General features: G+C 59.7%; 18 protein-coding genes. 10 read left to right on the top strand and 8 right to left on the bottom strand.

The features are described 5' to 3' along the window. Positions 1–6: 6 nt before the first annotated feature. From EDC38_RS04735 to EDC38_RS04725, 3 genes are all read right to left on the bottom strand, one after another. Positions 7–696 carry a TIGR04211 family SH3 domain-containing protein gene (locus tag EDC38_RS04735; RefSeq protein ID WP_123637520.1) on the bottom strand — a complete coding sequence of 230 codons (690 nt, stop codon included), beginning with the start codon at positions 694–696 and terminating at the stop codon, positions 7–9. 123 nt (positions 697–819) lie between these two features. Continuing rightward, complete coding sequence (locus EDC38_RS04730; protein WP_123637519.1) at positions 820–1,119, bottom strand: YciI family protein; 300 nt, start codon at positions 1,117–1,119, stop codon at positions 820–822. 48 nt (positions 1,120–1,167) lie between these two features. Next, on the bottom strand, positions 1,168–1,908 hold the full coding sequence (locus tag EDC38_RS04725; RefSeq protein ID WP_123637518.1) for a VC0807 family protein: 741 nt from the start codon (positions 1,906–1,908) through the stop codon (positions 1,168–1,170). A gap of 97 nt (positions 1,909–2,005) precedes the next feature. On the opposite strand from EDC38_RS04725, the gene EDC38_RS04720 reads away from it, so the two are divergent. The 5 genes from EDC38_RS04720 (at position 2,006) to rluB (ending at position 6,590) form a co-directional block, all read left to right on the top strand. Beyond that, the gene (locus EDC38_RS04720; RefSeq protein WP_246004337.1) at positions 2,006–2,839 is read left to right on the top strand and encodes a PHP domain-containing protein; all 834 of its coding nucleotides are present in this window, start codon (positions 2,006–2,008) and stop codon (positions 2,837–2,839) included. A 47-nt stretch (positions 2,840–2,886) separates the two neighbouring features. Beyond that, positions 2,887–3,513, top strand: a complete 627-nt coding sequence (locus EDC38_RS04715) for an L-threonylcarbamoyladenylate synthase (protein WP_024460363.1) — start codon at positions 2,887–2,889, stop codon at positions 3,511–3,513. A gap of 146 nt (positions 3,514–3,659) precedes the next feature. After that, positions 3,660–4,532, top strand: a complete 873-nt coding sequence (locus EDC38_RS04710) for a segregation and condensation protein A (RefSeq protein WP_246004336.1) — start codon at positions 3,660–3,662, stop codon at positions 4,530–4,532. A gap of 40 nt (positions 4,533–4,572) precedes the next feature. Then, positions 4,573–5,571, top strand: a complete 999-nt coding sequence (gene scpB, locus EDC38_RS16480) for an SMC-Scp complex subunit ScpB (protein ID WP_246004335.1) — start codon at positions 4,573–4,575, stop codon at positions 5,569–5,571. Positions 5,572–5,708: 137 nt separating this feature from the next. Further along, a complete protein-coding gene (gene rluB / locus EDC38_RS04700) occupies positions 5,709–6,590 on the top strand; it encodes a 23S rRNA pseudouridine(2605) synthase RluB (protein ID WP_246004334.1) in 882 nt (293 codons plus the stop codon). 10 nt (positions 6,591–6,600) lie between these two features. On the opposite strand, the gene EDC38_RS04695 is transcribed toward rluB, so the two are convergent. The 3 genes from EDC38_RS04695 to EDC38_RS04685 form a co-directional block, all read right to left on the bottom strand. Then, positions 6,601–7,521 (bottom strand): GGDEF domain-containing protein, encoded by a 921-nt coding sequence (locus EDC38_RS04695; RefSeq protein WP_123637516.1) that lies wholly within the window; start codon positions 7,519–7,521, stop codon positions 6,601–6,603. A 268-nt stretch (positions 7,522–7,789) separates the two neighbouring features. Continuing rightward, complete coding sequence (locus EDC38_RS04690; RefSeq protein ID WP_123637515.1) at positions 7,790–9,202, bottom strand: ATP-binding protein; 1,413 nt, start codon at positions 9,200–9,202, stop codon at positions 7,790–7,792. Further along, positions 9,199–9,918 carry a response regulator transcription factor gene (locus EDC38_RS04685; protein WP_024460358.1) on the bottom strand — a complete coding sequence of 240 codons (720 nt, stop codon included), beginning with the start codon at positions 9,916–9,918 and terminating at the stop codon, positions 9,199–9,201. The genes EDC38_RS04690 and EDC38_RS04685 overlap by 4 nt, the downstream gene beginning before the upstream one ends. A gap of 177 nt (positions 9,919–10,095) precedes the next feature. On the opposite strand from EDC38_RS04685, the gene EDC38_RS04680 reads away from it, so the two are divergent. Next, on the top strand, positions 10,096–10,641 hold the full coding sequence (locus EDC38_RS04680; protein WP_123637514.1) for a flavodoxin: 546 nt from the start codon (positions 10,096–10,098) through the stop codon (positions 10,639–10,641). A gap of 6 nt (positions 10,642–10,647) precedes the next feature. Here EDC38_RS04680 and cmoB read toward each other — a convergent pair whose 3' ends face one another. Together cmoB and cmoA are read right to left on the bottom strand one after the other, a co-directional pair. Further along, on the bottom strand, positions 10,648–11,625 hold the full coding sequence (gene cmoB, locus EDC38_RS04675) for a tRNA 5-methoxyuridine(34)/uridine 5-oxyacetic acid(34) synthase CmoB (protein ID WP_123637513.1): 978 nt from the start codon (positions 11,623–11,625) through the stop codon (positions 10,648–10,650). Continuing rightward, a complete protein-coding gene (gene cmoA / locus EDC38_RS04670) occupies positions 11,622–12,356 on the bottom strand; it encodes a carboxy-S-adenosyl-L-methionine synthase CmoA (RefSeq protein ID WP_123637512.1) in 735 nt (244 codons plus the stop codon). Before cmoA ends, cmoB begins: the two co-directional genes overlap by 4 nt. Before the next feature lie 96 nt (positions 12,357–12,452). Here cmoA and EDC38_RS04665 point away from each other — a divergent pair, with 96 nt between their 5' ends. The 4 genes from EDC38_RS04665 to EDC38_RS04650 all read left to right on the top strand — a co-directional run bounded on the left by EDC38_RS04665 (position 12,453) and on the right by EDC38_RS04650 (position 17,664). Continuing rightward, positions 12,453–14,258 (top strand): bifunctional diguanylate cyclase/phosphodiesterase, encoded by a 1,806-nt coding sequence (locus EDC38_RS04665; RefSeq protein WP_246004333.1) that lies wholly within the window; start codon positions 12,453–12,455, stop codon positions 14,256–14,258. Positions 14,259–14,373: 115 nt separating this feature from the next. Beyond that, a complete protein-coding gene (locus tag EDC38_RS04660) occupies positions 14,374–16,017 on the top strand; it encodes a tetratricopeptide repeat-containing response regulator (RefSeq protein ID WP_123637511.1) in 1,644 nt (547 codons plus the stop codon). A gap of 54 nt (positions 16,018–16,071) precedes the next feature. Beyond that, positions 16,072–16,764 (top strand): sensor histidine kinase, encoded by a 693-nt coding sequence (locus EDC38_RS04655; protein WP_123637510.1) that lies wholly within the window; start codon positions 16,072–16,074, stop codon positions 16,762–16,764. Between the two features lie 42 nt (positions 16,765–16,806). After that, on the top strand, positions 16,807–17,664 hold the full coding sequence (locus tag EDC38_RS04650) for an FHA domain-containing protein (protein ID WP_123637509.1): 858 nt from the start codon (positions 16,807–16,809) through the stop codon (positions 17,662–17,664). Positions 17,665–17,686 lie beyond the last annotated feature (22 nt).

Here is a 17,686-nt window from a genome sequence, read left to right as displayed (position 1 = left end):
GCTCCTTTAGCGCCATTCAGATTGGCGACGACGTTTTCCGATCGCCTGCAGAATAAGGGACAGGATGACGCCGGCCACCAGAATACCACCACCAAACAGCCAGTCCTGGTAACGACGGTCCCGTTTCAAGCGTTCATTGTCGGCCTGAACGACGTCGTAGCGGGTCTGCAGTACCTGATAGTTTTCGCTCAACTCCTGGTGCTGCTCGTGTAAGCCTACTGCGTCTGAAGACAGTGTGCGCAGCCGCTCATGCTCCTGCTGAAGTGCTTCGTATCGGGAGCGCACATCGGACAGCTCGGTCTGTAACTGTTCCACCTGTTGCTGCGCTTCGGTCAGTTGATCGCGCAGCGCCTGGCTTTCTTGCGCGGCACGTTGCGCGCGCTGTTGAGCGCTGCTCAATTTAAGTTCGGCGGTGGGTTCCGCCAGCAGGAATTGGCTGCGGATCCAGCCTTCCTCGCCGTCTTCCAGACGGACCAGGCTCCAGTTTTCACCGTCGCTGCTCTGCTCCTCGCGGACCAGCTCCAGGCGCGTGCCACTGGGCAACCCGCTGTGCACGATCCGGTACTGGTTGCCCATACCGCTGCGCAGCGGCACGTACAACACGTCGGAGATGTAGCGATCCTGAGCCTGGGCCGAGACGCTCAGTAAGGGCGAGGCCAGGGCGATGAGGCAGAGACTGATCAGAAGTTTGTTCACGCTGATACCCGTAGTCTTTTTAAGTTGGTTAAACGTCGGGATTGTACGCCAAAGACGGTACAAACCAAGTGGCACAGGCCACAAATTTCAACCTCAGTGACCGATGGCGCATCACTCTCATGGTCAGGGGAATACCCGCTTGAACGGCTTGACGGTCACCCGGGCATAAACCCCGGCGGAGACATAGGGATCAGCATCCGCCCAGGTGCGCGCCTCCTCCAGCGAAGTAAACTCGGCGACCACCAGGCTGCCGGTAAAACCGGCCAGGCCGGGATCTTCACTGTCCGTGGCCGGGTGGGGGCCGGCCAGTAGCAGGCGGCCGGCGTCCTTGAGTGCGTTCAATCGGGCCAGGTGATCGGTGCGAGCCCCTTTGCGCTTCTCCAGGCTGTTGGGAACGTCTTCGCTGATTATGGCATAAAACATGGTGGCTCCTTGTCAAACAGTTGAATTCCGGGGGTTAAGCCGGTGGGATCAGTTGTCGCTTCCGTCATTGATGACTTCGTCCAGCGCCAGGTGGGTCAATTGCCGAATCCGACGGAACAGATAGAACAGGGCAAACATCATTACCAACATGGCGGGCACTGCAATGACCGGAAAACTGAGCGCGGTCATTTTGCCCAGTTCCTCGTTAAAGGCCACGGTGCCGGGATCGCTCACCAGAATGAGTTTGGCCAGCACGTAATTCAGGAATGACGAGAGAAAAAACGAGCCGGCAATAAGATAGGAGGCGTTGCGCAGGGTCTGCTCGAAGGCGCTCTCATTGTTGTACTCGCGCAGGGCAGTGGCGACTTTGTTTACCTTGAGTACTTTGTCGTTATAAAGAAAGGTTTTGACCAGCGGGTAACGGGTTTTCAGAGAGAACAGCGTGGCCAGGCCAATCAGGCCGGGGATGGCGGCTTCCTTGATGGCGATGTATTTGGGATCGAGCTCCAGCAGACTGATGCCGCCGGTGAGCAGAATGCTGACAAAGCCCAAGGCGGAGAATACGTTGAGCTTGCGGCTGACGATAAAATCCCGCGCACCGTAGATCAGCGGAAAGGCCAGGGCGACCACGATGCCCATTTTAATGCCCAGGTGATCCTCGCCACTGAATTTGGTCAGGATGACGGTGGGAATCACAATGTTCAGCAGCAGGTTGGCCAGCAGGCTTTCCCGTTTGGGGTTAGGGCCGAGTTTGGCGGTTTTTTCGGTGACGCTGTCGCTGTCGGTCATTCGGGCCTCGATGTTGAAAGTCAGGGGTTGCAAGGTTCGTTGGCTCCCGGGCGCTCAGACGTGCCATAATGCCGCTTTTACGGCGGGAGCCCTGTTTTTGTACGATTTACACAGCCACAGTCACTGCTCAGACGGTATTTTAAGCCCTGAGGCGCTGATGTCGAGGGCCAGGGACCAGGGCGTGTCCGCGTTGGCGCTGACTGACCATGATACCGTGGAGGGCGTAAGCCGGGCCCGGGCTGCGGCTGCCGATATCGGTCTGACACTGATTCCCGGTATTGAGTTCTCCAGCCAGTGGGGTAAAGGCGGGGTCCATATTGTCGGGTTGGGCATCGATATCGAGTCGCCAGCGCTGCAGGCGGCCATTCGGGCTCAGCAGGGGGCTCGTGCGAGTCGGGCTGAGGCCATCGCCGAGCGGCTTGAGCAGCTCGGGATTCCCGGTGCCCTGGCCGGTGCGCGACGCGAATCCGGTGGTGGCCAGCTCGGACGCCCCCACTTTGCACAGTTTCTGGTGGCTCAGGGGAAAGTAAAGGACGTGGGCGCCGCCTTCAAGAAATATCTCGGCGCCGGTAAACCGGCCGATGTGAAATTCCAGTGGCCGGGCATGGAGCAGGTGATCGGCTGGATCCATCAGGCCGGCGGGCTCGCGGTGCTCGCGCACCCGAAGAAGTATCCGCTGACCCGAACCAAAATGTGCGCCCTGATCTCGGATTTTGCCGACCTCGGCGGCGACGCGCTGGAGGTGGTCAGCGGCCAGCAACCCTCCGGGGTCGCCGATGATCTCGCGCGCATTGCCGAGCGGGAAGGGCTCGCGGCCTCCTGTGGCAGTGACTTTCATCGCCCGGACGCTCCCTGGCAGGAGCTGGGGAATTTCGGCCCACTGCCCGAGCGCTGCCGACCGGTGTGGGAGCTTCCCGGATTCGCGCCGTGAGCGACCCGCACGAGGTCAGATACACCCATGACAACAAGAGCACGATTATGGCCCAGTATTTTCAGATTCATCCGGATAACCCCCAGGATCGCCTGATCCGCCAGGCGGTCGATATCATTCGCAGCGGGGGCATCATTGCTTACCCGACCGATTCGGCCTATGCCCTGGGGTGTCATATCGGTGACAAAAACGCGCTGGATCGCATCCGCCAGATGCGTCGCCTGGATAAGCACCACAACTTTACCCTGATGTGTCGGGATCTTTCCGAGCTGGCGACCTTCGCCAAGGTGGATAATCAGGCCTTCCGGCTGCTGAAAAACCACACCCCCGGCCCCTTTACCTTCATTTTGCCCGGCACCTCGGAAGTGCCTCGCCGACTGATGCACCCCAAAAGAAAAACCATCGGCCTGCGGGTGCCCGACAACCGGATTGCACTCGCGTTGATGGAGGCACTGGGTGAACCCCTGATGACCAGCAGTCTGCTGCTGCCCGGCGATGACCTGCCCATGAGCGATCCCGAAGATATTCGCGATCGGCTTGAACATCAGTTGGAGCTGGTCATCGACGGGGGCAATTGCGGCCTCGAGCCGACCACGGTCATTGACCTGACCGGGGCCGTGCCCGAGGTAACCCGCCAGGGTAAGGGCGATGCCTCCGCGTTCATTCCGGATTAGACCCTGTCAGCAGGACCCGCGCGATGCCCCGTGAGCGCCGAGTAGGCCCCGGCGGGTTAAATCGTTATAATGCCCGGCCAGTGGCGTCAAGCCGCATGCCCGTCAACCCGTTAGCCATCCCGAGTAGCCTCGGGGCGAGAGAGTGAATGAGTTCATCCGCAGACAATACGGCCGAAGCAGCCGAGCGCGACGACCCGGCAGAGCAACAGCCGGCGGCTGAGTTGACGCATCGCCCCAGCCAGGAGGAGATGCCCTTCGCGATCGTTCAGGGCAAGGCCTACACCGAGCTGCCCAAGGACCTGTACATTCCACCGGATGCCCTGGAAGTGTTCCTGGAAGCGTTCGAGGGGCCGCTGGATCTGTTGCTATACCTGATTCGGCGCCAGAACCTGGATATTCTGGACGTCGATGTGTCCGAAATCACCCGTCAGTACATGGCCTATGTGGAGCTGATGGACGCCGCGCACTTTGAGCTGGCGGCGGAGTATCTGGTGATGGCGGCCATGCTCGCGGAGATCAAGTCGCGGATGCTCCTGCCGCGCTCCAGCGAGGAAGAAGAGGAAGAAGAGGATCCCCGGGCGGCGCTGATCCGTCGTCTGCAGGAGTACGAGCGCTTCAAAGAAGCGGCTGAGGACCTGGATGAGCTGCCCCGGGTGGGGCGCGAGGTTTTCCAGGCCAGCGCGGAGGCGCCAGACCGGAACCTGACCCGCCCCGACCCGGATGTCGAGCTCAAGGAGATTCTCCTGGCGCTGTCCGAGGTGTTGCGGCGGGCCGATATGTTTGAAAGCCACCATGTGGAAAAGGAAAAGCTGTCCACTCGGGAACGAATGGCTCAGGTGCTGGACCGGTTGGCCCACAATCAGTTTATGCCCTTTGTTGCCCTGTTCCGCGTGGAGGAGGGCCGTCTTGGCGTCGTAGTGACGTTTCTGGCGGTCATGGAGCTGATCAAGGAATCCCTGGTGGAGATTGTCCAGAGCGAGCCGTTTGGCCCCATTCACGTAAAGGCCCGGGTGCAATAGCCATGCCCGGGTACTCCCGATCAATCAGTGTGAACCAAGCATGACCATGGAATCGACCCAGCTGCGCAATATTGTTGAAGGTGCTCTACTGGCCGCGGGACAACCGCTGAATCTCAATCGACTCAAAGCCCTGTTCGAAGAGGGTGAAGAGCCGGAAACCGATGCGTTGAAATCGGCTCTGGAAGCCATCGCAGCGGATTGCGAGGGCCGGGGGTTCGAGTTGAAGGAGGTCGGCTCTGGCTGGCGCTTCCAGGTGCGGACCGAGGTGGCGCCCTGGATCAACCGACTGTGGGAAGAAAAACCCCAGAAGTACTCCCGGGCATTACTGGAGACCTTGGCGCTGGTGGCCTATCGCCAGCCCATCACCCGCGGCGATATTGAAGAGATCCGCGGCGTCGCGGTCAGCTCCCATATCATCAAGACACTGACCGAGCGGGAGTGGATCAAGGTCGTCGGTCACCGGGATGTGCCGGGCCGTCCGTCCCTGTATGCCACCACCCGGCAATTTCTGGACTATTTCAATCTGAAAAGTCTGGACGAGTTGCCGAGCCTGGGTGAAATCCGTGACCTCAACGACATCAATGCGGCGCTGGACCTCGACACGGAAGCGGAGGGGAACAGCGATGACGACACGAATGACGATTCCGCTACTCAAGCGAGTCCCGAGGAAAACGTTGACGATAACGCGGCTGAGAGCCATGACCAGAACGACGGGGCTGAACACACAGCCGAGGCTGAAGCGGGTAGCGATGATCTCGACGAGACTCAGGCGCAGGCCGAGCCGGTGAACGACGAGGCCGAACCGTCCACTTCGGATGAGGTAGAGCACACGGAAGCCGCAGCAGACGAAGCGACAGAAGAGGATGTCGATGAGTCAGCAACGTCAGAAGCCTCTCAAGACCCCGACGGTGAGCAAGACCCGGAGGATGCGTCCACCGAGACCGAATACTATGAAGGTTCGCTGTTTGAGCGCGACGAAACGAATGATACAGACGCCGAGCCGCGTCAGAACCCCGAGGCAGACCAATCGTCCCTATGAGTAAATCGAAACGACCAGGCCCCTTTGGGCCGTCGAGCAACACCAGCAAGCCAGCAGCCCCCGGCAAGAGCGGTCGTGGCGCTCCGCCAAAGGCCGCCAAAGGCAAGGCACCTGCGGCTCCCCGGGAAAAAAAGCCCGTGGCTGAGGCACCGTTGGATGAAAAGCTGCAGAAAGTGCTGGCCCGCTCCGGGCTGGGCTCCCGCCGGGAAATGGAGCGCGCCATCGAGGCCGGTCTGGTAAAAGTCAATGACCGCCCGGCGCATCTGGGGGATCGAGTGACGCCCGATGACGCCATCTTTTTCAAGGGTGAGCGGGTTCAGGTGCGTACCCAGGTATCCCGTCAGCGGGTGATTCTGTACAACAAGCCGGAAGGCGAAATCTGTTCCCGTCAGGACCCGGAAGGGCGGCGCACCGTGTTCGAGAACCTCCCCGCGTTACAGGGCGAGCGCTGGATTTCGGTGGGGCGCCTTGATTACAACACCAGCGGTCTGCTGCTGTTCACCAACGACGGTGAACTGGCCAACAAGTTGATGCACCCCTCCTCAGTCATCGACCGGGAGTACCTGGTGCGGATTCAGGGTGCGGTGGACGATGAAATGAAGCGCCAGTTGGTCGAAGGCGTACTGCTGGACGACGGCGTAGCACGTTTCACCGATATTGTTGAGGGCGCCGGGGAAGGGCGCAACCGCTGGTTCTATTGCGTCGTGATGGAAGGGCGTAACCGGGAGGTGCGCCGCCTGTGGGAGTCCCAGGGGGTAAAAGTCAGCCGTCTGAAGCGCGTACGCTACGGGAATATTTTCATTCCCTCCCACGTCCGGGTGGGTCAGTGGATTGAGCTGAACGACAAGGAAATTCGGGATCTTCTGCTGACCGCGGGGATTGAGCGGCCCAAAGTGAGCCGTCTGACACCGGACGAACGAAAGCGCATGGAGCGACAGGAAAAGCGTCTGCGAGCCGGGGTCGGCAAGCGTTCTCCCGCCGTAAAACAGAAGAAGCCCAGAGCGCCCAAGGACAGTTGAGCGCAGCGGACTACCCCGCCTGAACGCAGGGGGCTTCACCGGTGTGGCAGGTCAACTCCATCGCCACCCGGTTGCGCCCCTGGGCTTTCGCCCGGTAGAGCGCCTGGTCTGCCCGGTCGAACAGGCTGTGGATAGAGGTTTCACCCTCCGGTTTACGAGTGCTGACTCCGATGCTGACAGTGACCGAAAGTCGCTCCATGTCGGAAAGCCAAGTCTGGACCGCTTTGCGCAATCGCTCTGCGAAGGTCTGGGCGCCGCCTGCATCGGTGCCACTGAGCAGCACGACAAACTCTTCGCCCCCGTAGCGATACACCAAGTCGGTTTCTCGACAGGCGTGGCTGATCGCTTTACCCACCTCTCTCAGAACCTGATCGCCCCGACTGTGGCCCCAGCGATCGTTGATCTGTTTGAAGTGATCCACGTCGACCAGCAACAGGGAAAATTCGCTGCCGCAGCGTTCTGCCAGGCGCAATTCCCGGTGAAGTGCGGCGTCGAGGGCGGCCCGGTTGCCCAGACCAGTCAGGGCGTCCACAGAGGCCAGGCGCACAGCATTCTGGTAGTTGAGGGCATTGCTAAGAGGGACCACCAGCAGGCTCAGCCACTCCTCCAGTCGCGCCAGCTCCATTTCGGAAAACCGACGATCCCGATAGAACAGCAGTGAACCGAGGGGCTGGCCGGAGCCGTGCAGCGCGTAATCACACTGGTGTCGTCCGGTATTGCCGATATCCACAATGCCCCCCGGCACCGGCGCTTCATAGCGCACCCCTTTCAGACTCAGCAGTGGAGCCACCCCGTCATAGAAACGGGTGACCATGGTGCCCGGTTCCTGGGTGGTCATCAGGCGCTGCAACAGACCTAGTCGCTGCTCGGCAGCGTCTTTCTGGGGCGCACGAGGTTGTTGGCGATGTAGCGGTTGGGCGTCGTCTGGCATGAACGGGTTCGCTCTGTCTGTTGGTCACGTTTGCCGGGTAAAGGAAATACTCCGTAACGTGGTTCTCGAGTAGTCTCTCAAGCGATTTTTATGCCAGATTCAGAAAATGAATGTTAACTTGTTGTTTTTGTTGTAAAAACCGAGGGGTTCGTTGACGGTTTTTGGCGTGTAAACCATCAAAATGCGATGTGGTGGCGGAATTTTGACAAGGTTTGCCGCCGGGCGGTCAAACCTTGCCGGTGCCGCCCGTTCAGCGCGCACGCTGCCGTCAGCTTTCGTTCACGGCCGGCAGGCAGACACGGACGCAAAGCCCGCCTTCCGGCTGGTTCTGCGCATCAATGGTGCCCTGGTGCAGCGCGACACTGCGCTGGGCAATGGCCAGCCCGAGCCCGTAACCACCGCTTTCCCGGTTGCGGTCCTCGTCCGTACGGTAGAAGGGCTGGAAGATGTCAGAAAGGCTCTCTGCCGGCACCCCAGGCCCCTGATCGCAGACCTGCACGCAGTAGTACGGATCGTCGGGCTTATGGGGTTTGTCGGCGCTGAGTGACAGGCGGACAGTCGAGGCGGGATCGGTGTAATGCAGGGCGTTGCGCAGGATGTTCTCGAACACGCCGACCAGCATGTTGCCGTGGGTCGGGACCAGAGCTTCGTCCAGCTCCGAATCCAGCACCAGGGTCACACCCTTACGTCTCGCCTCGGCGCCATAGTTTTCCATCAGGGTTTCCAGCAGGGCCCGCAAGTCCAGGGTGTCGTCCAGCTCCCAGCCGCCGTTGTCGTGTACGGGCAGCGCCAGAATGTCGGAGATGACATCGCCCAGATAGTCGGCGGCTTTCTTGATCCGATCCAGTTCCTTGTCTACCGAACCATTGCTGCGCTGCTGGGCAATGCCGAGTGCCACCTGGAGTCGGGCGAGGGGAGAGCGAAGCTCGTGAGACACATCTTTGATCAGGCGCTTCTGCTCCAGCATGGCCTTTTCGAGCCGTTCGGTCATGTGGTCGAAATCCCGGCCCAGGCTCGCAATTTCATCCCGCCGTCCGGCAAAGTGGGGGCTGACGCGTACACTCAGGTCGCCATTGGCGATCTGCTTGGTGGCTTTCTGCAGAGTGGCAACGCTACGGGAAAAATGTCGGGCAAGGAAGTAGCAAGCCACCCCGCAGATCAGAATCGAGACCAGCAGTAGCGGCCAGATGTTGCTGATAAACAGCTGCCACATGATATCCGCTTCGGAGGGGTCGTCGTGGGTGGACGACACTGTAATCACCTTGATCTTTCGGCCATCATTGAGCGAGAGGTAGCGGCCATAGATTTTCTGATGACCTTCGATGTGCCGGCCGTAGGGCTTGATGCTGGTCAGCTCGGGAATGAGCGCTTGGACGCCCTGAGGCACCGGGCGATCCAACAGGTCCTCACCTTGTTCGTCGACAATATAGAAATACTGTGTGGACCAGCCGGGCATGGCCCTCATGTCCTGAATCAGTTCTTCGGTATTGCGGTTGATGGCCGAGCCGACCATCTGAAACAACAGGCGGCGGGCCGGGGCGTAGTCCTTGTCATAGCGGTGTTGGTGTAGCTTGGCGTCCGGCGCCAGATCAAACCAGTGCACCAGCACATTGGTGGCCACAATGATCGTGGCCGTGATCAGCCAGAAGGTGAAAAATACTTTCAGGTAAAGTCGTGTCATGCGGAGGCTAGGCCACCCTCGTGGGTATCGTTCAGGGTGAGCATATAACCGGCGCCGCGGACGTTGATGATCATTTCCCGTCGGGCTCCGGCACTGGTCAGCTTTTTGCGGATATTACTGACATGCACGTCGATACTGCGGTCGTAGGGGGTCAGTTTGCGGTTCAGCGCCTGCTCGGTGAGCTCATCCTTGCTGATCACCTGGCCGGCCTGGCGAACCAGCAGCTCCAGTACGCTGAACTCGGTGCCCGTCAGGGGGACATCGTGATCCTGCCAGTGGGCGCTTCGGCTGCCCAGGTGCAGGCGCAGTGCCTCCACCTGAAGGGTTTCGGCGCCGCCCGGTGACTGCACGGCACTGCCGGCCCGGCGCAGCACGGCCCGCAGGCGGGCAACCAGCTCCCGGGGATCACAGGGCTTGGGCAGGTAGTCATCGGCCCCGATTTCCAGGCCTACGACCCGATCGATGGTGTCTCCCTTGGCGGTGAGCATGAGCACCGGGGTGGTGTACTTCTGACGCACCGACTTGAGCACGTCAAATCCGCTGCGCTTGGGCAGCATCACATCCAGGATGATCGCCGCGTAATGGCCGCGGTTGACTTGCTCCAGCGCCTGCTCGCCGTCGTGGGCAACGTCCACTTCGAACCCCTCTGCAGTCAGATACTCGTTGAGTAGCTGGCAGAGTTCCTGGTCATCGTCGATCAGTAGCAGTTTCACCATGGTAGTGTCGGTTCTTGCCTCGTTTGAATGCCGAGTGTGTAGTGTGCTACAGCCTCCGCCGTCTGTCATGGCGTGGGACACAATTTAACCTTTTTTAACATGGCTCCCGCACTTGCCTGCCGGGGCCAGAATTGGGAGAATTCCCGTCCATCCGGAGTGATACCAGCAGAGGTGCATGTGGCGCAGATAGGCTTGTTTTTTGGAAGCGACGAGGGTAACACCGAACGGGTGGCTTACCTGATCCAGCAGTGTCTGGGCGAGGATGTGGTCGCCGTGCACGATATCGCCGATGTGACCCAACTGGATCTGGCGGATTACAACCAGATGATTCTCGGCATCCCGACCTGGGATTTCGGACAGATTCAGTCGGATTGGGAAGAGTTCTGGGATGATGTGGCTGAAGTGGACTTCAGTGGCAAGACCATCGCGCTGTTTGGCCTGGGTGATCAGTTTGGTTACGGTGACTACTTCCTTGATGCCATGGGAATGTTGCACGATGTGGTGGTCGCCGGCGGCGCCACTATCGTGGGGCACTGGCCCACGGAAGGCTATGATTATGAGGCGTCCAAGGCCGAAATTCCCGGCGAGGGCCTGTTTGTCGGCTTGGCTCTGGATGAAGATCAGCAGGAAGAACTGACCCTCAGCCGGCTGAATCTCTGGTGCGAGCAGATCCATCAGGCATTTGGGTTGACTACTCCCTTGAGCTCGCTGAGCGACGACTGACCTGATTCAGGTTTCAGCGATGAACACCGCCCGAATCGGAGCGGGATGACCCTCGGCGGTTCGGTTCGGATCGTCCGGGTCCAGAAACTCCGGCAGTGAGTGAAACCTCATCCAGTCAGTGGCGCGCTGCTCTTCCGTAGTGGTGGGGCAGAAATCGACCATGCGCGGGCTCCGGAAGCCGGCTTTGCGCAGCCAGCTCAGGAGACTGGGGCCGCTGGGTAAAAACCACACGTTATTCATTTTGGCGTACCGGCCTTCGGGCACCAGCACCTCACCCAGTCCGCCTTCGATCACCAGCGTCTCCAGTACCACTTGACCGCCAGGGCGCAGCGCCTCTTTCAGCTCCCGAAGGTGATCCATGGGGGAGCGCCGGTGATAGAGAACACCCATCGAGAACACGGTATCGAAGGCCTCCAGTTTGGGGGGGAGGGCTTCTATGCCTACTGGTACCACGTCGACCGGCGGGTTCCCGCCGAGCAATCGTTTAATGGCGAGAAACTGCACGACAAAACGCGGTGATGGATCAATGCCGATGACCCGTGATGCGCCCGCGCCGAGCATCCGCCAGCAGTGATAACCGTTGCCGCAGCCCACGTCCAGCACCCGCCGGTGGGTCAGGTCCGCCAGATGGGGGCTGACCCGATCCCACTTCCAGTCCGAGCGCCACTCGGTATCCAGATGAATACCGTGGAGGTGGTAGGGCCCCTTGCGCCAGGGAATCAACGCTTCCAGCGCGCTTCGCAATTGCTGGAGGGTGTCGGCATCAAGCGCGTCATCGGTCTCGATTCGAACCTCGTTGTTCAGCTCGATCGAGTCGGCATGAATATCGGGCAACTGGTCCAGCGCATTGAGCCAGTCGGGAAGGTCGCCGTAGCGACGGGTGTCCAGTCCCCGACGGATCTGCTCGGGCAGTTGTTCAGCCCAGCGAGACAAGACCGGGTCGAGGCGAAGCGTCTCGAGGAGGGTGTGGTAATACTCAATCATTTGATAGCAATCATCGATGCGAAATTGAAACACTGGAACCAGACGTCCACGCTGGTAAACCCGGCCTGGCGGAGACGGTCGCGATGGGTTTCGAGCGTTTCCGGGATCAGGACCTCTTCCAGCGCACTGCGCTTCTGGGCGATTTCCAGATCGCTGTAGCCGTTGGCGCGTTTGAAGTTGTGATGCAGCTCGATCATCAGCTCATTGTGCAGCGGATCCTTGAACGCCACTTTTTCCGACAGGATCAGAATGCCGCCCGGCTGCAGGCCCTCGGCGATCTGGTCGAGCACGGCCTGACGTTCGCCGGGGGGGATGAACTGCAGCGTGAAATTGAGGACCGCCATGGAGGCGCCGCTAACCGGGGTGCTCTGCAGGTTGGCACAGAGCAGCTGCACCGGGGGTTCGGCGGTGTCGGCGGCGAGCACCTGGCGGCATCGTTCAATCATGGCGGGGGAGTTGTCGACCGCCACGATGTCGCAGTTGCTGGCGCGAATCCGGTGTCGCATGGCCAGAGTGGCAGCCCCCAGAGAGCAGCCCAGGTCGTAGCAGCGACTGTTCGAGGTCGCGTAGCGCTCGGCGAGGTCGCCGATCATATTGATGATGGTGGCGTAGCCCGGAACCGAGCGCTTGATCATATCCGGAAAGACCTCCACAACCTTCTGATCGAAGGCGAAACGGCTGACTTCAGCGAGTGGGTCGGCGTAGAGTTGGTCGGAGTGGCTGTCGGACATGGGCATTTCCAGATGAGTCGGGCAAGTTCAGGCGCGAATTGTACCGATTGCGGTCCCGAATTGGCAGAGCCCGCCTGTCACGGAATTGTCACATCGATGTTTCACCATGCAGAAATGTCTGCCAATCTCTCGTCCTGTCTGGCCAATGGCCCGCTTTCCCCGGTATCCGCCCCATCGGAGGCGTTGCAGCGCCTGATTGACCGGAAGCTGCTGACGCCACTGTTCCAGCCCATCATCGCACTTGATGGTGGCAGGATCGTTGGTTACGAGGCGCTGATTCGGGGGCCCGAGGACAGCGACCTGCACAGCCCGGCCCAGTTGTTTGATGCGGCCCGGTGCAGTCAGCAATTGGCCGCCCTGGAATACGCCTGTCGGGAAGTGGCCTGCGAGGCCTTTGTGGCACAGGCGCTGCCGGGTAAGCTGTTTCTTAATATGTCGCCATTGAGCTTTACCGACCGGCACTACCGGGAAGGGGTCACCCGGGAGATTCTGACCCGGGTCGGCCTGGATCCCGAGCGGGTGGTCTTTGAATTGACCGAACGCCAGCCGCTGGATGAGTTTGTCTCGCTCCGGGCGGCCACGGATCACTTTCGCCACCAGGGGTTCGCGGTGGCACTGGATGATCTGGGCGCCGGCTACGCGGGGCTGCGGGTCTGGAGTGAGCTCAATCCCGATTACGTCAAAATTGATCGACATTTTATCAGCGATATCGACGCCGATCCGGTCAAACGGGAATTTGTGCGCGCCATGCTGGACATTGCAAATCGGCTCGGAAATCGGGTGATTGCCGAGGGTATCGAGCGCGAAGAGGAATTGCGTACGCTCGCCGCACTGGGGGTCGAGTATGTGCAGGGGTACCTGTTGCTGAGGCCCTGCAGCCACCCGCCCAAGCAGATGGTGGGGCTCGAGGGACTGGTCGGTTTTCGGCCGCGACTGCACGACACCTTCACCTTCCGTCAGCGGGTTGGTGACATTGTTCAGTACGCCGAGGCCGTCGAGCCAACGGTTTCAACCCTGTCAGTGGTCGAACGGTTTCGGGCCGATCAGCAACTGACCTGCCTGCCGGTCGTGGAAGAGGGGCGGCCTTTGGGGATGGTCAGCCGCAGCGAGCTCTTGAACATCTTCTCGCATCGATATTCTTATGAACTGCACGCGGGTAAACCGATCGCGACCTTCATATGTAAGCGCACCATCCGAGTTGATGTTGATTGCGAACTGAAACTGGCCGGCCAGATGGTCACGGAGGACCCCCTGCAGAATCTGAGCGTGGATCTGCTGGTTGAACGGGAGGGCCGCTATGCCGGCGTCGTTCGGGTGGGACGGCTGTTGCGCTGTATCACCGAGGAAAAAATGCGGCTCGCGAGACACAGCAACCCGCTGACCCAGCTCCCGGGGAACGTGCCTCTGTACGAGTGGATAGACCAGCTACTTCTCGATGCCCGACCCTTTACGGTCGCCTATTGCGATATCAACCAGTTCAAACCGTTCAACGATGCCTTCGGTTACGGGTTGGGAGACGATGTGATCCTGATGCTGGGGACGCTTCTGGTCAAGCACGCCCACGAGGCTCTGGATTTTGTCGGACATGTTGGTGGTGATGATTTTGTCGTGGTCTTTCGCAGTGATGATTGGCGCATTCGCTGCCAGCGTATTCTGGCGCAGTTCATCGAGGACGCAGCCGACCTCATGCCCCCGGAGCAGCGGGACTACTGGAGCCACGATCGCACTGGTCAGCGTCAGCGCTTCGGTCCCCTGACACTGTCCATCGGTTGTGTGACTCCCGATCCCGTACATTGCAGAACCCATCACCAGGTGGCTCAGTTACTGGCCGAGGCAAAGCACAGCGCCAAAGCGCAGGGCGGCAACTCACTGTTTGAGTCCCGCCGGCGCCAGCCCACATGACCGGCGCTGCTGCAGGCTCCTGAATTTTCTCGATTTTCTGTCACCCCCTCCGTAAATACGCTATTCTGTGGGCAGGCGTTGATGCCCTGTATGACTCGGTTCCGGAGACTCCCCTATGGCCTATGCGGGCTACAAAAAGCTGCACGCACTGATTGTGGACGACTTTGACAGCTTTCGTATGACCGTCAGCAAAATGCTTCAGGAAATGGGCGTAAACTCGATTGATACCGCCAGCAATGGCGCTGAAGCCCTGCGCCTGTGCAAGGCCAAAATGTACGACCTGATTCTGTGTGACCACAATCTGGGGAAAGGGAAAACGGGGCAGCAGGTACTCGAAGATCTTCGCTATCACAAAATTCTTGATCCCACGGCGGTTTTTATCCTGATTTCGGCGGAGTCCAGCCGCAGTATGGTGATGGCCGCCTACGACTCGGAGCCGGACGAATACCTGGCCAAACCGATCACCACCCGATCCCTGCAGCGGCGTCTCGATCGCCTGATGGCCCGGCGCGACAAGTTGACACCGGTGTATCGGGCCATCAATGGCAAGCAGTTTGATGTCGCCATTCAGCTGTGTCGCAAAGAAGTGGCCTCCGACGGCCGGTTCGCGGCTCACTGCCAGAAAATGCTCGGTCACCTGTATCTCGAGATGGGAGATGTTGATGCCGCCGAGGCGCTGTATCGCGAAGCGCTCGAGCACCGCTCACTGGACTGGGCGATGGTCGGCATGGCGGAGGTCAAGCGCGCGCGGGGCGATCTTCTGGGGGCGCAGCAATGGTTGGAAGAAACGGTGCAGGAACACCCGTTGTTCATGAAGGCCTATGACCTGCAGGCGCAAATATGTCGCGAGCAGGGCGCCCGTGACCGTCTTCAGAAAGTGCTTGAACACGCCGTTGAAGTCTCTCCGCTCGCGATTTTACGACAACAGACGCTGGCCGAAACGGCGATGGAAAACCACGATGTGGTTACCGCGGCAACGGCTTACCGCAAAGCGGTTCGGCTGGGCGAGAATTCGGTGTATGACCGGGCCGATGTTCATCTGGATTTTGCCCGGGCGACGGCGACCCTGTTCGCCGAAGACAAAACGCTGGCCAAGCAATACGCCCGGGATGCGCTGAAAACCCTCAGCGATTACGAGCAGCGGTTTGGGAAACAGACCGATCGTAAAGCGGAAGCGTTGTTGATTGAAGCTCAGATCGCAGCGGGACAGGGCGATAAAAAACTGGCGGAGCAATTGCTCGAGCAGACTCAGTCGCTGCTGGCGGATGAGGGTCTGGTCCTGAGTCTGGATGCGTCGCTTGAGCTGGCGAAGACCTATCGCGCTACGGATCGGGCCACCGAGGCCAGCGAATTGCTGGAGGAGTTGACGTCTCTGCACGCCGGTCAGGAGCGTGATCTGGAAAAAATTGACCGGCTGCTGGAAGAGCCGGTCAGCCATAAAAACCGGCAGCTGGTGGCCGAAATCAACCAGCGCGGCATCAGTTTCTATGAGCAGCAACAGTATCGGGATGCAATTGAATGCTTTGATGAAGCGTTGCGCAAGTTTCCGCGACATATCGGCGTCCGCCTTAACCTCGCTCAAGCGTTGCTGGATAAAATCGATCGGGAAGGTGCTCATGAGAGCGACCTGGCCAAAGTGTCGGTTACTCTTCAGTTTGTGACTGACACCATCCTGCCCAACCACGAGCAGTTCCGTCGCTTCCGGCAGCTTCAGGATCTGCATCGGCAAGTCGAGAACAAAGTCAAAATCGGTAGTTGAGGGTGTGACGTGGCATTGGTGAATCAAACCCTGAACACCCAAGAGGGGAGAGCAATGGACGAACAAGATGAGGGTCTGGATTTCAGCTTTGTACTGGCCTCCAGCGTTCATGACATGAAAAACTCGCTGGGTATGCTGCTGCATACTCTGGAGTCCATGTTGGCGGACAACCCGCCGGAAAATGATGCACAGCGGAAAACCTTCTCTGTGCTCGGCTACGAAGCATCGCGAATCAACAGTGAGCTTGTTCAGCTGTTGACCCTGTATCGCATGCAGCACGAATCGCTGCGGGTTCAGGTCGACGAGCACCACGTGGTGGACCTGCTGGAGGACCAGGTGGACCGGAACGATGTGCTGTTCCAGGCTCGGGACCTGGAGGTGACAGTAAAGTGTGATCCGGATCTCAAATGGTACTTTGACAGCGAATTGCTTGGCGGCGTGATCAACAATATTCTGGTAAATTGTGCCCGGTACTCGCACTCGCAACTGTTGATCAGCGCTGAGGTGACGGACCGGGGGCTGGACATCCGCATTGCCGATGATGGACAGGGTTACCCCCAGTCAATGCTGGATGCCCCACTGGAGATGAACGCGGGCGTTTCTTTTTCCAGTGGCAGTACCAACCTGGGGCTGCTGTTTGCGGCCCGGATTGTCCAGTTGCATCGCGCTCACGGCATCCGCGGCAGCCTTAAACTGGCCAATGATGGCCCGCTGGGCGGTGGCATTCTGACTCTGACCCTGCCGTGATGGCCGGGCACTGAAACCCTTAACAGGCAATTCATAATAACTATGCTGAAACTTCGAGCCCGACATAATAAGCACCAGTCCGTGTGGCTGGTAGAACCGGGAGTTAAAGTGGGGCGTTCAGCCTCCAACGATTTGATCCTGGACCACGCCAGCGTGGCCAGCCTGCAGTTCGTCATCGGTGTTCGCGCCGACCGCCTCATTCTCAAAAACCGAGCGCCGGAAACGCCATTGCGGGTCAATGACAAACTCATCGATGACCGCTGCAGGCTTCAGGAGGGCGACCGGATAACCCTTGGTGATCTGGAGCTGGAGATCATCGACCCGAAAAAAGATGTTGGCCAGGCCCCGCCGGCGCTTACCGAGTGGAGCCTCAAGCCCAATAGCGCGGCGCTCGGCTCTCGGGTATTTCCGCTCGCCCAGACGACGGTAGTGGGGCGTTCAAGCGAGTGTGATATTCATCTGGCGGTCGCACACCTGTCACGCCGACACGCTCAGCTTCAGATTCTGGATGGTCTGCTGTACGTTAAGGATCTCGGCTCTTCCAACGGCACTTTCCTCAATGGTGAGCGGGTCACCGAGGCGCGGGTTCGTCGGGGTGACGAGCTGCGCTTTGATACCCTGAGCTTCGGTGTCATTGGCCCCTCCGATGATCTCGGGAAAACCACCGTACGCAGCACTGCTCCGACCAGGGCACCCGCAGCAAAGGCGAGCGCGCAGAAACCCAGAGTGGACGAGACGACCCGACGGGAAGCGGCCAAGGAGCCTCAGACGGTTCAGCCTCAGCCGACGGCGTCGACCGCTGGCTCCGAACGGACCGCCCGCCAGCGGGGCTGGGTCGGAGGCTTGGTCCTGTTGGGGCTGCTGGCAGCGGTGGTTGTCGTGTGGTTGGTCAAAAAATAACCTAAAGGTTTGCTGGCGTCGG

The sequence above is a fragment of the Marinimicrobium koreense genome, assembly GCF_003762925.1.
Taxonomy (GTDB): Bacteria; Pseudomonadota; Gammaproteobacteria; order Pseudomonadales; family Cellvibrionaceae; genus Marinimicrobium; species Marinimicrobium koreense.
This window is presented reverse-complemented; position numbering and strand designations above follow the sequence as displayed.

What these genes read in the sequence shown, in the direction of transcription:
- EDC38_RS04655 (WP_123637510.1), top strand. Translation starts at nt 16,072, where the DNA reads ATGGACGAACAAGATGAGGGTCTGGATTTCAGCTTTGTACTGGCCTCC.
- EDC38_RS04690 (WP_123637515.1), bottom strand. Translation starts at nt 9,202, where the DNA reads ATGACACGACTTTACCTGAAAGTATTTTTCACCTTCTGGCTGATCACG.
- EDC38_RS04715 (WP_024460363.1), top strand. Translation starts at nt 2,887, where the DNA reads ATGGCCCAGTATTTTCAGATTCATCCGGATAACCCCCAGGATCGCCTG.
- EDC38_RS04695 (WP_123637516.1), bottom strand. Translation starts at nt 7,521, where the DNA reads ATGCCAGACGACGCCCAACCGCTACATCGCCAACAACCTCGTGCGCCC.
- scpB (WP_246004335.1), top strand. Translation starts at nt 4,573, where the DNA reads ATGACCATGGAATCGACCCAGCTGCGCAATATTGTTGAAGGTGCTCTA.
- EDC38_RS04685 (WP_024460358.1), bottom strand. Translation starts at nt 9,918, where the DNA reads ATGGTGAAACTGCTACTGATCGACGATGACCAGGAACTCTGCCAGCTA.
- EDC38_RS04650 (WP_123637509.1), top strand. Translation starts at nt 16,807, where the DNA reads ATGCTGAAACTTCGAGCCCGACATAATAAGCACCAGTCCGTGTGGCTG.
- EDC38_RS04660 (WP_123637511.1), top strand. Translation starts at nt 14,374, where the DNA reads ATGGCCTATGCGGGCTACAAAAAGCTGCACGCACTGATTGTGGACGAC.
- EDC38_RS04725 (WP_123637518.1), bottom strand. Translation starts at nt 1,908, where the DNA reads ATGACCGACAGCGACAGCGTCACCGAAAAAACCGCCAAACTCGGCCCT.
- cmoB (WP_123637513.1), bottom strand. Translation starts at nt 11,625, where the DNA reads ATGATTGAGTATTACCACACCCTCCTCGAGACGCTTCGCCTCGACCCG.
- cmoA (WP_123637512.1), bottom strand. Translation starts at nt 12,356, where the DNA reads ATGTCCGACAGCCACTCCGACCAACTCTACGCCGACCCACTCGCTGAA.
- EDC38_RS04730 (WP_123637519.1), bottom strand. Translation starts at nt 1,119, where the DNA reads ATGTTTTATGCCATAATCAGCGAAGACGTTCCCAACAGCCTGGAGAAG.
- EDC38_RS04710 (WP_246004336.1), top strand. Translation starts at nt 3,660, where the DNA reads ATGAGTTCATCCGCAGACAATACGGCCGAAGCAGCCGAGCGCGACGAC.
- EDC38_RS04665 (WP_246004333.1), top strand. Translation starts at nt 12,453, where the DNA reads ATGTTTCACCATGCAGAAATGTCTGCCAATCTCTCGTCCTGTCTGGCC.